At 54.5% G+C, this 16,117-nt stretch carries 14 protein-coding genes and 3 tRNA genes; 15 read left to right on the forward strand and 2 right to left on the reverse strand.

What is annotated here, in order from left to right; translation table 11 throughout:
• Positions 1-62 precede the first annotated feature (62 nt).
• The 6 genes from B0G52_RS07870 (at position 63) to B0G52_RS07895 (ending at position 8,379) form a co-directional block, all read left to right on the forward strand.
• Entirely contained in the window at positions 63-1,778 is a 1,716-nt protein-coding gene (locus tag B0G52_RS07870) for an extracellular solute-binding protein (protein ID WP_233162473.1), read from the forward strand.
• A 129-nt stretch (positions 1,779-1,907) separates the two neighbouring features.
• Positions 1,908-2,798 carry an ABC transporter permease gene (locus tag B0G52_RS07875; protein ID WP_094043308.1) on the forward strand — a complete coding sequence of 297 codons (891 nt, stop codon included), beginning with the start codon at positions 1,908-1,910 and terminating at the stop codon, positions 2,796-2,798.
• A 20-nt stretch (positions 2,799-2,818) separates the two neighbouring features.
• On the forward strand, positions 2,819-3,706 hold the full coding sequence (locus tag B0G52_RS07880; protein WP_233162475.1) for a carbohydrate ABC transporter permease: 888 nt from the start codon (positions 2,819-2,821) through the stop codon (positions 3,704-3,706).
• Positions 3,703-4,506, forward strand: coding sequence for an HAD family hydrolase (locus tag B0G52_RS07885; RefSeq protein WP_094042987.1), 804 nt, complete (start codon positions 3,703-3,705; stop codon positions 4,504-4,506). Before B0G52_RS07880 ends, B0G52_RS07885 begins: the two co-directional genes overlap by 4 nt.
• A 90-nt stretch (positions 4,507-4,596) precedes the next feature.
• Positions 4,597-7,578 carry a lamin tail domain-containing protein gene (locus B0G52_RS07890; protein WP_158223624.1) on the forward strand — a complete coding sequence of 994 codons (2,982 nt, stop codon included), beginning with the start codon at positions 4,597-4,599 and terminating at the stop codon, positions 7,576-7,578.
• Positions 7,579-7,704: 126 nt separating this feature from the next.
• On the forward strand, positions 7,705-8,379 hold the full coding sequence (locus tag B0G52_RS07895) for an HAD family hydrolase (protein WP_233162477.1): 675 nt from the start codon (positions 7,705-7,707) through the stop codon (positions 8,377-8,379).
• 13 nt (positions 8,380-8,392) lie between these two features.
• On the opposite strand, the gene B0G52_RS07900 is transcribed toward B0G52_RS07895, so the two are convergent.
• Both B0G52_RS07900 and B0G52_RS07905 read right to left on the reverse strand, forming a co-directional pair.
• Positions 8,393-9,229 (reverse strand): WYL domain-containing protein, encoded by an 837-nt coding sequence (locus B0G52_RS07900; RefSeq protein ID WP_094042989.1) that lies wholly within the window; start codon positions 9,227-9,229, stop codon positions 8,393-8,395.
• Positions 9,204-10,526, reverse strand: a complete 1,323-nt coding sequence (locus B0G52_RS07905; RefSeq protein ID WP_094042990.1) for a helix-turn-helix transcriptional regulator — start codon at positions 10,524-10,526, stop codon at positions 9,204-9,206. Before B0G52_RS07905 ends, B0G52_RS07900 begins: the two co-directional genes overlap by 26 nt.
• 328 nt (positions 10,527-10,854) lie before the next feature.
• Here B0G52_RS07905 and B0G52_RS07910 point away from each other — a divergent pair, with 328 nt between their 5' ends.
• The 9 genes from B0G52_RS07910 (at position 10,855) to B0G52_RS07955 (ending at position 16,116) form a co-directional block, all read left to right on the forward strand.
• Positions 10,855-11,055: a cold-shock protein gene (locus B0G52_RS07910; RefSeq protein ID WP_094042991.1), complete on the forward strand. Its 201-nt coding sequence runs from the start codon at positions 10,855-10,857 to the stop codon at positions 11,053-11,055.
• 74 nt (positions 11,056-11,129) lie between these two features.
• The gene (locus B0G52_RS07915; protein ID WP_369827024.1) at positions 11,130-11,348 is read left to right on the forward strand and encodes a cold-shock protein; all 219 of its coding nucleotides are present in this window, start codon (positions 11,130-11,132) and stop codon (positions 11,346-11,348) included.
• Positions 11,349-11,492: 144 nt separating this feature from the next.
• Complete coding sequence (locus B0G52_RS07920) at positions 11,493-12,269, forward strand: hypothetical protein (protein ID WP_094042992.1); 777 nt, start codon at positions 11,493-11,495, stop codon at positions 12,267-12,269.
• A gap of 137 nt (positions 12,270-12,406) precedes the next feature.
• On the forward strand, positions 12,407-12,919 hold the full coding sequence (locus B0G52_RS07925; protein WP_369827030.1) for a hypothetical protein: 513 nt from the start codon (positions 12,407-12,409) through the stop codon (positions 12,917-12,919).
• A gap of 237 nt (positions 12,920-13,156) precedes the next feature.
• Complete coding sequence (locus tag B0G52_RS07935; protein WP_094042994.1) at positions 13,157-13,597, forward strand: DUF1641 domain-containing protein; 441 nt, start codon at positions 13,157-13,159, stop codon at positions 13,595-13,597.
• Positions 13,598-13,634: 37 nt separating this feature from the next.
• On the forward strand, positions 13,635-14,813 hold the full coding sequence (locus B0G52_RS07940; RefSeq protein WP_094042995.1) for an NAD(P)/FAD-dependent oxidoreductase: 1,179 nt from the start codon (positions 13,635-13,637) through the stop codon (positions 14,811-14,813).
• Between the two features lie 989 nt (positions 14,814-15,802).
• A tRNA-His gene (locus tag B0G52_RS07945) sits at positions 15,803-15,877 on the forward strand.
• 5 nt (positions 15,878-15,882) lie between these two features.
• Positions 15,883-15,956, forward strand: a tRNA-Gln gene (locus B0G52_RS07950).
• Positions 15,957-16,039: 83 nt separating this feature from the next.
• A tRNA-Glu gene (locus B0G52_RS07955) sits at positions 16,040-16,116 on the forward strand.
• Position 16,117 lies beyond the last annotated feature (1 nt).

Genomic DNA, 16,117 nt, shown 5'->3' on the forward strand with positions numbered 1-16,117 from the left:
AAGAAGTAAGGCTCGAGACTTACGCAGACGCTTGAATTTCATATAAGGGAGTGGTCAACGGTATGAAAATAAAATCGGGCTCCGGCCTGTTCTCCGTGCTGATGGTCGCCGCACTGATGCTGGCGGCATGCAGCAATTCCAACGGTTCGTCTTCTCCGTCCGCCTCCGGCCCGGCAACCTCCGCTTCCGCGCCGGCTTCGGAGTCGGCTTCCCCCTCTGCGGAGGAACAACCGAAGGACCCGCTCGGCAAGTATCCGGAGCCGGTCACCGTGTCGATGGTGCTGGGCGCAAGAACGCCGGAGTCCAAGGACGTCCCTTCCGGACTGACGCCGGACCAGAACGGCTATTTGAAGAAGCTCAAAGAAATGACCAATATCGAAGTGAAGTATGCCTGGACCGTACCTTACGAGCAGTTTAACCAGAAGTTCAAATTGTCCATCGCTTCGGGCGATCTGCCGGACGTGATGTGGGTCGATCAGGTGACGTTCGAGCAGTTCAAGGAGCAAGGCATTCTGGGCGATCTCACCGAAGCTTATCGGGATTATGCATCGCCGACGATCAAGAAATGGATGGAGTTCGACGGCGGCGCCACGCTGAACATGATGAAGTCCGAGGACGGCAAGCTGCTCGGTCTGCCGAGCTACTCCGACGCCAACCAATCTTTGCAAACCGTATGGATTCGCGCCGATTGGCTGAAAAACGTCGGTCTTGAAGTTCCCCAAACGTTCGAGGATTTGGAGAGGGTGGCGGACGCTTTTGCGCACAACGATCCGGACCAAGACGGCCAGCAGGACACTTACGGCTTGGCGCTTATGAAATCGCTTAACTTCTGGGGATTCGACGCAAGGGGATTCTTCAATACGCTTGGCGCCTATCCCTATAACTTTATTCCGGGAGCGGACGGCAAGCTGGTGGCCGGAGAGACGCTGCCCGAGACGAAGGATGCGCTCTCCAAGCTGGCCGACTGGTATAAGAGGGGCTTGCTCGATAAGGAATGGGCGTTCAAGGACGAGAACAAGGTCGTCGAGGACATGATTGCGGGCAAGGTCGGCATGTCGTTCGGCGAATGGTGGTACCCGAACTGGCCGCTTAATCTGGTCAAGGATAACGATCCCAAGGCCGAATGGATTAACGTGCCGCTGCCTTCCTATAACGGGAATCCGGGCAAATCGCTCGTTCCTCGCGCCCGGCTTGGCAAAATCGTTGTCGTGAACAAAAACTTCGCCCATCCCGAGGCGGCGATCAAGATGGCCAATTTCTATCCGGAAATGACGAAGAAGGAGTACAACGATGTCGCCACTCCGGCCAACGGTTACGTGTACGAATGGTATGAGCCTAGGGTCAGCAATCCGACGGAGATGGAGACGAACTACATTCAAGTGAACGAAGCGCTGAAGACGAACAACGACGGCTACGAGTTCGAGAACGGCTCGGGAGCGCTGCTGTACGAAACCGCCAAGAAGTATGCGAACGGCGATCAAGCCAGCTGGGGGCTGACCTTCAGTCGGGCTTCCGAGGACGGCGGCTGGGGCATTACGCGCCAGGTTCGCGACTCGGGTCAGATCGTGCGCAGCGGCTTCGCGGGACCGCCTACGCCTACCCAGGTGGAGAAGGGGGCTTCGCTGCTCAAGCTGACGGACGAAACTTTTACGAAGATTATTATGGGCTCCGCGTCCGTCGACGAGTTCGACAAGTACGTAGAGGACTGGAAGAAGCTTGGCGGCAACGACATTACCGCTGAAGTGAACGACTGGTATGCCAAAAATCCGATGAATTAGCACAGACCGGGTAACAGATTCAGATTAGGGAGAGCGGATGGATGCGCGGCTCTCCCTTTTCTTATAGCCATTATGATCATTGAAAGTCTGCAAGGAGGGATGCCAGGCATGAATCGTACGTCTAAAAGAATGCTCCGTCTCAAGGAAGAGCTGCCGTTTCACCTGCTGCTTTTGCCGGGAGTCGTGTTCATAGCTATCTATCATTACGGGCCGCTTGCCGGACTTGCGATGGCGTTCCAGAAGTTTCAGCCTATCGCCGGCTTCTTTCATTCCAAGTGGGTCGGGATGAAAAACTTCGAATACATTTTCAATTTGCCGGATTTCAGTCAAGTATTCTGGAACACCCTGGAGATTGCCGTACTGAAGATCGTATTCGGCTTGGCCGTGCCGCTCCTTCTGGCGCTGCTGCTCAACGAAGCGACGAAAAGCTGGTTCGTGCGCTCCGTGCAGACGAGCGTGTTTCTGCCTTTTTTCTTATCGTGGACGATTCTGGGGGGAGTTCTGTTCGAGCTCTTCTCTTTCAAGGGGCCGATCAATGCGCTGTTTGCCTGGCTGGGTGTCGATCCGGTGCTGTTCATGGGCGATGCCGGGTGGTTTCGCGCCATCCTTGTCGGTTCCGACGTGTGGAAGGGGATGGGCTACAACATGATTATTTTCCTCGCATCGATCGCGGGCATTAATCAGAATCTCTATGAAGCGGCGCAGGTAGACGGGGCGGGCAGATGGAAGCAGGCGATCCATGTGACGCTTCCCGGGATGGCGCCTATGATTATTCTGATCAGCACGCTCAGCATCGGAGGAATTCTTAACGCGGGCTTCGAGCAGGTGCTTGTGCTCTACAATCCGACCGTATACAGCAGCGCCGACGTCATAGATACCTTCGTATACCGTCTCGGCTTGTTCGACCAGCAGTATTCTCCCGCTGCGGCGATTGGATTGTTCAAATCCGTCATTTCCTTGTTTCTGGTCAGCCTGTCCTACTATCTGGCCTACCGGTTCAGCAAATACCGTATATTCTAACCTGCATTGGGGGAAAACGCATGCCGTTTCGGAGAATGGCGTTCAGCCGCCAATTGTTCATCGTTATCAATTCGATCGTGCTTGCCAGCTTGTTCGTGCTGGGACTGCTGCCTTTTATCCATCTGCTGTCCGTATCGCTAAGCTCCAATATCGCCGCCTTGTCCAACCAAGTTAAGCTATGGCCTGTCGGCTTTACCTTCGAAGCTTATCGGTTCCTCGGCCAGAAGCCGGAATTTCTGGATTCGTTGGTCGTCAGCCTGCAAAGGGTCGTACTGGGGACAGCGATCAATATGGCGCTTGTCGTCATGGCGGCGTATCCGCTGTCCAAGGAAGTAGAGAGGTTTCGTCTGCGGACGCTGTACGTGTGGTTTTTTGCCGTGACGATGTTTCTCGGCGGAGGTCTTATCCCGACTTATATCGTCGTGAAGGAGACCGGCATTATGGACTCGATCTGGGCTTTGATTTTACCCGGCGCGTTGAGCGTATGGCACATGGTCATGCTGCTGAACTTTTTCCGGTCGGTGCCCAAGGATTTGGAGGAAGCCGCGATCGTGGACGGAGCGGGCCAGCTCAAGATTCTGGCGAGGATCTACTTGCCGATATCGCTGCCGGCAATTGCCACGATTCTGCTGTTCACGCTGGTCGGCCACTGGAATTCCTGGTTCGACGGGATTTTGTATATGAATTCCCCGAGCCATTATCCGCTGCAGAGCTATCTCTACACGCTGGTTACCAAAATCAACATCGAGGCGATCTCCACGGAGGATCTGGGAGCGTTGAACCGTCTGAGCGAGAAGACGCTTCGTTCGGCGCAGATTTTCCTCGGCGCGCTGCCGATTATGGTCGTCTATCCGTTTCTTCAGCGTTATTTCATTAAAGGCATTACCGTCGGGAGCGTGAAAGAATGAACCGTACAGCGTCCTTCCCTCGATTATTCGTAACGGACTTGGACGGAACCGTGCTTGGCGGCGGGCTCCGTCCTTACTCCCGCATTCCGGACGCGGTCTGCCGGCTGCTGGATCTTCTGGACCAGCGCGGCTGCCAATGGATGACGAACACGGCTTGGGAGGCCAAACCGCAGATCGATCTGATTGCCGCAAGCTCCGCAGTGAGCCGTCCTCTCTATATATCGGGCAGCGTAGGCATGGAACTGAGCGCGCTGAAGGGAGGTGAATTAACGGAGATTCAGCCCTATACCGCACAGCTTAGGGAGCGTCTTGCAGAGGTATGCCAATCCGTACTGCATCCGTTCGTCAAGGAGATGTGCGGGCGTTTCGATTCCGTTTTTACCCTGTTTAACGGATTTTGGTTTGCGCTTACGCCGGTAGAGAATCAGCTCGACGCCATGTTCGCCTACTTGCGCGAGCGCCAGCCGCAGCTGCCGGAGCTTGTCATCAGCCTTTTGCCTCATGAGAAGAGATTTCATGCCCATCCGGCGTTTCTGACGAAGGACAAGCCGATCAGGGAAGCGATGAGGCTTCACGATCTGACTCCCGATCAAATCGTCGTAGCCGGAGACGAGCTTCCCGACTTGTCCATGATGGACCCTGCTGTGGCGGCGCATGCGATCTGCCCGGGGAACGCCCATCCGGAAGTGAAGCGGCGAGTGCGGGAGATGGGAGGGGTTGTCGGAGAGGCCGATTGCGGGGCGGGAATCGTTCAGGCTTTCGAAGCATTGTGCGCAAGGAATGGCTGGCAGTTGAACTAACGATCTGCGAATGGAGGATATGACATGAAAAAGTGCTTGGCTCTGGTACTTGGATGTCTTCTCTTACTGTCGTCTTTGCCAACTGGGGGAATGGAAACCGTCAGCGCTTCCGCTGTTCCTCAAGTGATCATTACGGAAATGGTTCCGCAGCCGGACAAGTCGCCTACCGACACTACGGACTCCTATGAGTACATTGAGCTTCACAATACCGGCTCGAGCAGCGTTGATCTGGCCAATTATCGATTGAAGGTTTGGACGACGCCTACGACCAGTCTAACCTGGGATTTCACGGCCAGCAAGACGATTCCGGCGGGAGGCGTAATGGTTGTATGGGTGTATAACACCTACGCTTCGGGGCTGACGCTTGCCAACTTTAACGCGCATTACGGCGTGAGTCTGACGACGGCGAACAGTTATATTCTCACCGTGCATGGAACGGAGAGGCTGCAGAATACGGGCATCCAGAAGGTCGTGCTCGAATTGGATTCGGGAGAGGAAGTGTGCATCGCGAAGTACAACGATGCCGTCTTCAACAATACAGGCAACTGGGAAGATACTGCGATTGCCAACGGCGGTATCGTCTACGAGTATCCGGAGTACGAATTTCCCGGCAATATCACGATGCGCAAGATCGCTTCCAACCAGAAGGCGACGCCGGGAACTCTGCCGTCCTATCCGGCCGTCTGGATTACGGAACTTATGCCGAATTCATCCGCGGGAGGCGGCAGCTCGAACGATGCCTACGAGTATATCGAGCTGTACAATCACTCCTCTTCCTCGATCGATCTGGCAGGCTACAAATTCCAGTGGTATTACAATACGGCCAGCCCCTCGACCTATGTCACCTGGAATCTGTCCGCAAGCCGCATCGTGCCGGCGAAGAGCCGGGTCGTCGTATGGCTGCAGCGCACGGAAAGCGCGGGGAAGACGATCGCCGACTTCAAAAACCATTACGACGTATATGTCGACGACTCGGTCATTTATCCGTTCGCGACGGGAGCCGAAGGACTGGCGAATACGGGGAAAAAGTCTCTGGCGCTCTACACGGACGGGGGAACGGAAGTCAGCCGCGTCACCTACAACGACGGGACGTCGAACGATACGACTGCAACAATCGATACGGCCGAGGACAAGAGTATCGTCTACAGCTATCCTGTCGATAACACGAGGAACATGCGTAAGATCGCCTCCGGTCAGTACGCAACGCCGGGAGAAACGTACAACTGGTTTTACGGAGACGTTCACGGTCATACAGAATATGATACGGAAGGGACGGGCACGCCTGCGCAAGCGTACCAGGTGTCCAGGAGCCGAGGAGGAGATTTCTTCTTTCTCTCGGAGCACGCGGAAGAGTTGGATAACCGGACCGACTATACACAGAGCGCAGAATGGCACGATATCCGGCTGCAAGCCGATCTTCATAATGCTCCGTCCGCCTTCTCCGCTTTCTCGGGTTTCGAGGTCGCGTATAACCATAATACCGGTTATTACGGTCATTTGAACGTGTTTAATACCGAATGGTTCTATGAACGCTACAACAAGAGCTTCGCGGGCTTATTCGACGAGCTGAGGGCGACCCCCGAAGCGGTGGCGCAGTTCAACCATCCGGAAAATCATTTCGGCGACTTCAACGACTTCGTCAATCCGAACGGAGACCCTTCCACGTATGACTTGATTCCGTTGATCGAGGTACGGTCCGACAATCAATTCGAGTATTTCAAGAGGGGATTGGATAAGGGCTGGCACTTCGCCCCCGCCTTCGGCGGAGACGACCACGCGGCGAACTGGCTGGGCACGCAGAGTCGTACGGTCGTATTGGCGGAATATAATACGCGCGACAGCATATTGGACGCGATGCGGAACCGAAGGGTGTATTCCAGCTATGGCGACGCCGACTTGCGGGTTAGCTTCAAAATCAACGGCGCGCAAATGGGCTCCAAGCTCACTTCCCCGGGAACGCTCAACATCGACGTTACCGCGGTGAATCCGACTGCGGACAATATTTCGAAAATCACGGTGTATTCCAATAACGGAAGAGTCGTCGCGTCCCAGTCGTTCAGCAGCCGCAAAGCGCGATTGACCGCCTCGCTTCCGCCCCAATACGGCTATTATTTTGCGCGAGTGGAGCAGAGCGACGGGGATTGGGCCGTGACGGCCCCGATCTGGATCGTCGATCCGATGCCAATGGAGCTGAGCATGGGAACGCGCCAGACGCCGGGAGCCGCGCCGGTTCAAGTCGAAACGACCGTTCATAATAACGGAGCTTCCGCGCTTTCGAACGTGCTTGTGGAATTTTTCAAAGACAGCTTCGATCCGGCGAACAAGATCGACGAAACGACTGTATCGTCGATTGCCGCTTCGGGATCGGCGACGGCGGTTACAGCGCAGGTTCCGGCATCGGCGGGAGCCAAAATATTAGTCCAAGCCACCGCGGCGATCGGCGGCGTATCCCGGACGATCTCCAGCTCCGTTATCGTTCCGGAACTGCTCATTACGGAACTGGCAGGCAATTCTCCCGGAGGCGCCGGTCCGGATGTCGACGAATTTGACTTCATCGAAGTCTACAACAACACGAAGAGCGCGATCGATCTCGGAGGCTATGCGGTTCGCTACGATTACACCGACGTTTACGACAAGCTGGACGTGACGGGAAGCTTCGTCATCCCGGCCCAATCGGCGAAAGTGCTGTGGCTGCGCCTGCCCGGCAGCACCAAAACTTTGGCGGATTTCAATACGGCCTACGGTACGTCGCTCACCGCATCGGACGTCTATATTCTGAATGCCACCTCGCGGCAGAACAAGGCGCTGAACGGCAACGCGACATGGGTGCAGCTCGTACGCGATTCGAATGACTCCGTTGTATCCATGGCCGTGTATAACGAAGGCGCAAGCGCCGAATACGGCTCGATCGTGAACGGAGAGCATGTCATTTCGTATTTGGATACGGTGGTGGATGGATCAAGCATTGTCTACGGCAACCCGTTGGACGGAACCTACAAGATGAGCAAGCTGTCGACCAACCAGCCGCCTACCCCAGGCAGCGTATTGAGCTCTCAATTACCTCCCAACTGAAGCGCTTGGCAGCGAGGGGCTTAGTCCGATTCGACGTTCAGGCGAACTTCAAGGGGGCACAATGCTCCAACTTCCGGTACAATAGAAGCGTTAACGCAAAATAGAGAAACGGGAGTGTGGAGCAAAGTGGCATTAAGAGCGGTCGTATTCGATTTTGACGGGACGTTGATGGATACCGAGACTAGCGCTTACGAGTCCATCTGCAGCATCTACGCGGACCATGGGCAGGAGCTTGCGCTGGAGACTTGGGCGGTATGCATCGGAACGCACGGGGTGTTCGATCCTTATGCGGACCTGCAGAGCAGAACGGGTAAAACGTTGGACAAGGATGAACTGCACAAGCTATTCCGGGAGAGGCACGTCGAGCGGCTGCAGAGCGCGTCCCTCCGTCCGGGCGTGATAGACAGGCTGGAAGAGGCGCGCGGCTTGGGCTGGAAAATCGGTCTTGCCTCCAGCTCGGATCTTGCTTGGATAGAGGGGCATCTCCGCAGGCAGGGGATAAGAGACTATTTCGAGGTCATTCGCTCCTCCGACGACGTAAAACGGGTCAAGCCGGACCCGGAGCTATATATTCTTGCCGCGGAGGCTCTGGGAGTCAAGCCGGACGAAGCGATCGCCATAGAGGATTCGATGAACGGACTTCGCGCTGCGAAAGCCGCCGGCCTGTGGGGTCTGGCCGTCCCGAACCCGGTGACGGCGCAGATGGACTTCTCGGAAGCGGACATCCTCGTCGACGGTCTGGACCGGATTGCGTTCGCCCAAGTCGAAGCGGAGCTGCAATCGCGCGTTGCTCGGAAGTAAAAGGAAGCCGGCCTCAAGGGGCCGGCTTTTCTGTCTGTTCTGCGCGATGAGCTTCGTTCCCATACCTTGCCAATGCTTTCTCCGCCGACTCCAGCATTCTCCTGCGCAGCTCGTCGCCTTCCACGATTTTCACCCGGAGACCGAGAAACCGGATTCTGGACAGCAGAAACTCGCCTTCGTCGGCCAGGTAAGTGACATGAATGCGATACAGGTTCTCTTCCTCGTCATAGCTGACGGACTTATCGAAGCACGAGAATGCGTACAGAATTCGTGACAATTCGGCGCTATAGGTGCGAACGACCTCGATGACTGCCTGCCTCCTTCGTTCTTCCAGCAGGGCAGACACTCGCCCTCTCAGCTCCTCAACCCGCTCGGCAGGAAGGACGGTTTCCTCGAACGAGACGATGCTCTGCAGCTTGGTCGCCATGAAGGATCGGCCTCGCGTACTGTACCAGAGCAGGTACCATTCCCTCTTGACCATGCTGTATTCGAGCTTGACGGGGAGTCCGGGCTGATTCGTCTTCGTTCCGCCATGTTTGATCCTCGAAGTGAGCAGCATTCCCTTGTCCTGCATAATCAGACGTCTTAGCGTGCGCAGGAGCGGGTGGTAGACTTGGCGTTCCGCGTGTTTGGCCTTCTCGACGATCATATCGCGGTGGTCGATGCCGGATTCGTCTTGCAGGAGCTGTCTCAGCTTACCCAGCGTCTCCGGAGTGAATGCGTCGACCGAGGAGTCGTGCGCCAGCGCCGTTCGGAGCCAGGCTCGTTCCTGGGACGTCAGCGCAATAGCGTTAGATTCGTCCAGACGCGAAATGATCTGGTAGTTAAATATTTTCTCGAACGGATTCATAATACTTCCTGATCTCCTCCCATTCCGCGCTCAACTCCTTGCGAAGCCAGGCCGGCTCCAGCACCTCGCAGCTCGACCCGAAGCTTCTGAGCCACGGCTTGATCTCGTAAATGCCGTTAACCGTTATCTCATAGAGAAAAGTCGACTCGGACTCCTCGCGGATCGTACCCCACTGGCCCTGCGCCTCCACTCTGTCCCGAACGAAGTTGGCTCCGGAGCGATCGGGGTTGTAGAAGCGGGCCACGACCTTCACCGGCCGCAGCGTATCCGTGACCCAGCTTCGTTCAAGCTGTGCCCGCGCACGTTCGAGTCTTTCGACGAAGTCCGTTTCCGGCACCGCATCCCCAGTCTCGATCTGCGTAATGCCCTCCATGCGGTACTTCATCATGCCGAGCTTCGCGCTATGGCCGATCAGATACCAGCGTCCGTATTGGTGATCGTAGATGACGAGCAGCGGAAGAGTGGTTTCGTCGCTGCCTTCTGGCTCGCGCTCGAACAGAGGATTCGTATTTTTCGAGGCGTAGTTTTTCCCCTTCTTGGGCGACAGGTAGAGAAAGCGCAGTCGTCTCCGTTCCCGGATCGCTTGGAAAATCGTATGCAGATGCGCTTCGTCGAGAATACGGGAATGGTAGTGGTACTTGTACAGATGGGTTTCGGCCGCTTCCGGGGCGAATCCTCGTCGGCCGAGCGCCTTCTTAAGCGTATCGCGGAGCAGATAGCCCTGTACGGCTGGCGCCTGAGTGTTGGCCATGACATCGACGTAGTCGTACAGGTCGAGCAGCTCTTCGTCGGTCAGGCAGTCAATTAAGTCGTTGGAGGCCCGGTACCGGTAGGGGCGCCCGCCTTCGCAACGTGTAACGACGCCGACCTCTTCCAGATACTTCAGGTCTCCTCGAATCGTTTTCTCGTCGGGACAGAGGAAGTCCGAGGGCATGCTTTCGCTGCAGGCATCGAGCAGCTCCTTGGCGGTCAGCTCCCGATCCTGCAGAAGGGTGATTGTCAAGGAAAGCCGCACGCTTTCCGACTCCTTAAGCGACTTGGCACGGAACAGGAACAGAAGCAGCGGGTCTGCCGATTCGTAATGATTGTAACGAAGCCCTTCCGCGAGGTCGGACTCCTGAGTCGCCGAGAGAGGCTGAAGGGACGTTCTCATGTCCTTGAGATAGCGAAGCGTTTTGTCGTACGTATGAACGGAAATCCCCAGACGGGAGGCGAACTGCTGCCGGTTATACGCGCCGCCCGCTAACGCCAGCAGCCTGAGAAACTGCACCTCTTTGTCGAAGCTTTCCCGAGCCATCCACGTTTCCTCCGTTCTCTCCGTTTTCCATATAAGTTTCATTGTAGCAATTACGGAAGGTGGGGGAAATGGAATTTTGAGGTTTTGTTTGATTGCGAAGCCCTCTGGTTGCCGTCGCAACGGGCTTTATTGGCCGAATAGCCAGTGAATCACATTGATGCTGGCTATTTGTAAGGAGATGGGGTATAATAACTCTATAGAACATATGACCTAATTCACATAACGTAGAGGGTTATTCTTTTATGTTAATAACCTTGTACGATATGTGAATTTTTTATTTTTAATCGAATAAGAAGATCATGTAAATACTATTAAGGTGGTAATCAGTATGGAATCCGGAACAGTAAAATGGTTTAACGCAGACAAGGGCTTCGGCTTTATCGAAGTTGAAGGCGGCAACGACGTATTCGTTCATTTCAGCGCAATCGTCGGCGACGGCTACAAAGCATTGGACGAAGGTCAACGAGTCGAATTCAACATCGTTCAAGGCAACCGCGGCCCGCAAGCCGAGAATGTCGTCAAGCTGTAAATAAGAACGTGCCCCGAACCAAGGTTTGGGGCACTTTTTTTACCGCGGCATCCATTTCAAAATAGAGAGTGGGAATGTACTTGTATTATTCTCGGAAAAGACCGTTGGAAGAGCTGCCGGAAGAGATCACCGCCATTTGGACGTGCGCCGGAGAGAACTGCAAGGGCTGGATGAGAGATAATTTCACGTTTTCCATCGTTCCCATCTGTCCCCAATGCAAAGCCGAAATGGTCAGAAGCGAAAAAATGCTTGCAACGATAGAGAATACGAGCCCTAACCAGCTTAAAGTGTGAATTTGCGGAAAAGACTACCCCTTTTTCCGAATAAGTGGTATAGTGAATAACAAATCACGAATCGGACGCGGAAGCACCGCGTATGCAGTTTTATTCTGCATGCGCGGTGCTTTTTGTCGTTCTTGAAAATCAGGAGGGATCAGGATGTACGCAAAGGTGGATTATCCGAAGAAAGTGACGATGAGGTGGCTGGACAAAGCATTCGCCCCGCTCAAGGACTACCTGCAGTCGCAATACCCGGGGAAGGAGAAGCAGATTCTTTCCTATATGAGCTTTGTGGAAAATGAAAACGGCCAATTCCTGTATCAGCACCGAATTACCAGGGACCGCATCATCTTCGATCAGTCCGGGGACTTGCTTCACTGCGGAGAATCGGCGTTGCAGCATGAGTTCGCTCCGTTTCACGATCATCAGACGCCTGTCGTTACGGACTTTTTTCATCCTAATATCGATCAATGGATTCAACGGGCGGTCGGCAGGAGGAAGGCGGAGACTTTTCGTAAGGAGCTTCGCATTTTCTTGCAGTACGTTTGGGGGCCGCTCTCGAACTTCGACTTCAGCGACTTGAAGGTCGGCTATCCGCTCAAGGGTTCCGGTTCGTCGTTTTGCCTGTACGTATATCCGTCGAGATTCCATAAGCTCATTGCGTTTCAGTTCGTCGGCGACGAGATCGTGGAGCGTCATTGCAGCTTAGGGGAGTACCAGACCTTCGAGAAAAGCGAGCGAGCGTTCATGTACGAGGGGTGGCAGCTGATGACTTTGATCCGGGAACATCTTGAGTTCGAACCGGAGTTGTCCACGACCCGGGAAGTCTTGAATAGATACATCGAAATGGCTTTCCAGCGCGTAGACGAGGATACGGAATTCGTGCTTTCTGCTAAGGCGCTCAGGATGCGGGGCGACGACGAAAGCGGGGATTGAGTCGGGAAGCAGCGGCACAGCCCAAGCGTGTATAGGCAATTGTTCATAGAATGGAGGAAGACATCCATCTGTGAGGTGCTTCTATGGTTAAAAGGACTAAGCCAAAGCGGTGGATAACGGCCGACGTATTGATCAGCGTGTCCAAAGCGATGCTGCCTTTCTATAAAGCAATTGCTAATCGTCCCACATATGCCGCTGAGTGGAGCAAGGCGGTGAAGTCAGGCGAGCTGGCGCGGATGCAGAAGCTGCTGCGGCTTGTATCCCCATCCCTTGGGGATGAGCTCGGCACCAATGGCATAGGCTATTTCATTACGTTTCCGTTTCCCCGATCCCACGTTCATTTCACGAACGGGACGACGATTCCTCCCGGGGCTGTACAATTTCAGTTCGAAACGCGGGTACATCGTTCCATCGCTCGCAGCGTGCTGCCTCTGTATCGGAAGCTTGCTGCCTGCCGTACTTTTGCTCTGGCGCTAGCCAGAGCTATTCGTCGGCGCGACGTCAGAGTCGTAGCCCGGATGATCCGTTTGTACGTCCGTACTCCTGCTTTGAAGTCGGTTTCGATTGAAAGCTCGGGCTTTGCGCTGCTGTTTGATTATAAGTTCAGTAAGTACCCGTACCGGAATCTTTTGATTCGGGAGGAGTTTTAGTTAAGTTAATCAATCATCTCCCGAATGTCGCTGATGCTTAGAGCATCGGCGATTTTTTCGATAGGGGAGAAGTTGATGTTGACGCGTTTATCGCCCACATATTTTATTCTCAAGGTTCCGCCGGATTACCTATACGAAATGTCATTAATGAGGTAAAATATAGATATAAATGTGATTTAATTCACAATTCATGCTTTGAATTAGGTTTTTATGACATCACCTAGGGGAGGAAACAGAATGTCCGAAGCTACTGTAGCGAGTGTCGAGAGAGAGACGGCCGTATCCGAAGCGGCTGCCAAGTTGGATGTGCTGGATCAATTAATGAAACCGGAAGTGCAGCAGGCGATTACCGTCTTGGTGGATCAATTGCCGAAGTTGGCCGAGATGATGTCCGTGCTGACCAATATTTACGATGTCGCCCAGAAGGTGGCCGCGGATCGCGTGCTGATTCAGGATATCGTCGGCGGCATTCAGGAAGTTGCCAAGCCGTTGGGCGAGAAAGTAAAGGAATACGCGTCCGCGGCAATCGAAGCAAGCGATCGGGCGGAAAACAGCAACGAAACGATCGGCGTATTCGGCATGTTGAAGCTGCTGAAGGATCCGGAATTGCAGAGGATGCTTCGCTTCAGCCAAGCTTATTTGAACATCCTGGGCGAGAGAAAACAAGGCCAGAACTAAGACGACCCACACACAGGCGAAGAACGGAGGACTATAGATGAGCAAAGAAATTTTGATTCTCGGGGGCGGCTACGGCGGCTTGCTTAGCGCCCTGTCGGCAAGAGCGCACTTGACGGTTGGCGAGGCGAACATTACGGTTATCAACCGCGCAGGCACGCATCAGATTATTACGGAGCTGCATCGGCTAGCCGCAGGCAACGTGTCCGAGAAAGCGGTAGCTCTGCCCCTGGAGAAATTGCTAAAGGGCAAACAAGTCAATATCGCGGTAGGGGAAGTACAATCGATCGACGTCGAAGGCAAGAAGGTGATGTTAACGAACGGCTCCTCCTATCGTTACGATGCGTTGGTGCTTGCGCTGGGAAGCGAAACGAACTATTTCGGCATTCCGGGGCTGCAAGAGAATAGTCTGATCCTGAAATCGGTGTCGGATGCGAATCGCATTTTTGCCCATGTGAAGGAACGGATCAAGGCGTACGCCCAGTCTAAAAATAAAGCGGACGCGACATTTGTCATCGGAGGGGGCGGTCTGACCGGCGTGGAGCTGGTAGGCGAACTGGCCGACGAGCTGCCGGCTATCTGCCGCCAGAACGGCGTTGATTTTGCGGATATTTCGCTATACCTGGTCGAAGCGATGCCGACCATTCTGCCGATGTTCTCGCCGGAGCTTATTCAACGGGCCGTGACCAGCTTGGAGAAGCGCGGCGTGGAATTCCTGACGAGCCTTCCGATTACCGAAGTGAAGGGCCAGACGGTAACCTTGAAGGATGGACGGACGATCGATACGAACACGTTGGTCTGGACCGGCGGCGTACAAGGCAACTCGCTCGTCGCCAATTGCGGCATCGAAGTCAATCGCGGCCGCGCAACCGTCACTGAAGCGCTGCAATCCACGTCCCATCCCGACGTCTTCCTGGCGGGCGACTGTGCGGTCGTTTTTGGGCCGGAGGGCAGGCCTTATCCGCCGACCGCACAATTGGCTTGGCAGATGGGCGAGCTTGTCGGCGCCAATATCGCCGCGGCTTTCAAGGGAATGACGATGGACAGCTTCCAACCGGTATTCTCCGGTACGCTGGCCAGTCTGGGGCGGAAAGACGGCATCGGCTCCGTAGGCGAGACGGGCATCGAGCTGCGCGGACTTCCGGCTTCCCTGATGAAAAAAGCGAGCAACGCCCGCTACTTGAGCCACATTAACGGACTGTTCACGCTTGCCTATTAGCACAAATTGAAGCATAAACGAAGCAGCCCTGATTCGGCAATTCGCCGGATCGCGGCTGTTTTTGTGTTGGCCTCACGGCGAAAAATGAATCATTTTCTGGGTTTGCCATACTTTCGCCCTGTTCGATCCCTCGATAATCGGCGAAAATCAGGTTGTGAAGCCGAGGCCGCAAGGCGGCGGATTCGCAGAATTGCAGAGGCGCTCGGAAGGGTTACTTCGGTGGTGTAAATTGGTTCGAATCCAATCCGCGGCCATCGCATGATAAGTGCGGCGGATCGCGTGCTTCAAAAACCTTTCCAAACTTTTTCCTTCGCAATTCAAGAAATTAATGGTTGACATGGTTAAAGATGAGATGTTAGGATTACGAACAAATCTTGAATCTAGAAAGGAGTGCAGAACCATGCAAGCGATGAATCGACTCGATTGGACAAATCAACCGGCAGTCTATGGGGAACAGTTCCATGAACAGTGGTTGGAGACGCATGATTCCTGCATTCCATTTTATAGAGGCCTTCTTTACAAACGCAGAACATCCGTTGCGGCTGGCCGGCTGTATTCTACAGCCTGACTCCGTTCGCGATCGTATACATAGCGTTGTTGTAAAGACTGCCGAGGCCGGTAGTCTTTTTCTATGGGGCACAAGCCTGAGCGTAGGAGAAGACGAAGGCGACAGGGGTCTTTTTTTATACTTGATCCCTCCAAAGTACATATCGCATCAAAAATCCATTTCAGAAGAGAGGCTAGTCCCATGAAAAACAATTTGTATCCGTACGAACGGAATTGGCGTCATCAGGATCACGAGATCGAGACAGAGGATAGCCGATTTGCGAGAGAAGGACAGCGACGGCCGGATTACCGGCAGAGGTGTCGCAGCTTCTCCTAAGCGGGAGCAATCTCGCGGCGCGATTCGAGCTATCCGGTTTCCGAATCCTTCTTCCCGGTTCCAACAGGGGAGCGAGGTGCAGGACAACGGATAGCTTTTTATTTTGGAGACCATGGCGAAAGGGCGAACGCGGCGGTTTGTGACTCCGTTAGTACCAGTTCGAGTCTGGTTGGTCTCCCCAATTATTGCTCGGTAGCCAAGCGGCAAGGCAGATGACTTTGAATCATCGATTGCAGGTTCGATTCCTGCCCGGGCATCCATATTACGGATAGGCGTTATCAGATAGGCTGCCGCGATTCGGCGGCCGACAGATCGGCGGGGTGCACCCGCTCCTGTCCTCCACGGCGTGGTGGTGAAAAGGAATAACACACGGGCTTTTCACGCCCGGATGTGCGGGTTCGAGTCCCGTCCACGTCTCCAT

The sequence above is a fragment of the Cohnella sp. SGD-V74 genome (assembly GCF_003001675.1).
Taxonomy (GTDB): domain Bacteria; phylum Bacillota; class Bacilli; order Paenibacillales; family Paenibacillaceae; genus Cohnella.

Bases quoted from the DNA above. Each gene is read 5' to 3' on its own strand.
- B0G52_RS07870 (WP_233162473.1), top strand. From the start codon at position 63: ATGAAAATAAAATCGGGCTCCGGCCTGTTCTCCGTGCTGATGGTCGCC.
- B0G52_RS07875 (WP_094043308.1), top strand. From the start codon at position 1,908: ATGCTCCGTCTCAAGGAAGAGCTGCCGTTTCACCTGCTGCTTTTGCCG.
- B0G52_RS07880 (WP_233162475.1), top strand. From the start codon at position 2,819: ATGCCGTTTCGGAGAATGGCGTTCAGCCGCCAATTGTTCATCGTTATC.
- B0G52_RS07885 (WP_094042987.1), top strand. From the start codon at position 3,703: ATGAACCGTACAGCGTCCTTCCCTCGATTATTCGTAACGGACTTGGAC.
- B0G52_RS07890 (WP_158223624.1), top strand. From the start codon at position 4,597: ATGGAAACCGTCAGCGCTTCCGCTGTTCCTCAAGTGATCATTACGGAA.
- B0G52_RS07900 (WP_094042989.1), bottom strand. From the start codon at position 9,229: ATGAATCCGTTCGAGAAAATATTTAACTACCAGATCATTTCGCGTCTG.
- B0G52_RS07905 (WP_094042990.1), bottom strand. From the start codon at position 10,526: ATGGCTCGGGAAAGCTTCGACAAAGAGGTGCAGTTTCTCAGGCTGCTG.
- B0G52_RS07910 (WP_094042991.1), top strand. From the start codon at position 10,855: ATGGAATCCGGAACAGTAAAATGGTTTAACGCAGACAAGGGCTTCGGC.
- B0G52_RS07915 (WP_369827024.1), top strand. From the start codon at position 11,130: ATGTACTTGTATTATTCTCGGAAAAGACCGTTGGAAGAGCTGCCGGAA.
- B0G52_RS07920 (WP_094042992.1), top strand. From the start codon at position 11,493: ATGTACGCAAAGGTGGATTATCCGAAGAAAGTGACGATGAGGTGGCTG.
- B0G52_RS07935 (WP_094042994.1), top strand. From the start codon at position 13,157: ATGTCCGAAGCTACTGTAGCGAGTGTCGAGAGAGAGACGGCCGTATCC.
- B0G52_RS07940 (WP_094042995.1), top strand. From the start codon at position 13,635: ATGAGCAAAGAAATTTTGATTCTCGGGGGCGGCTACGGCGGCTTGCTT.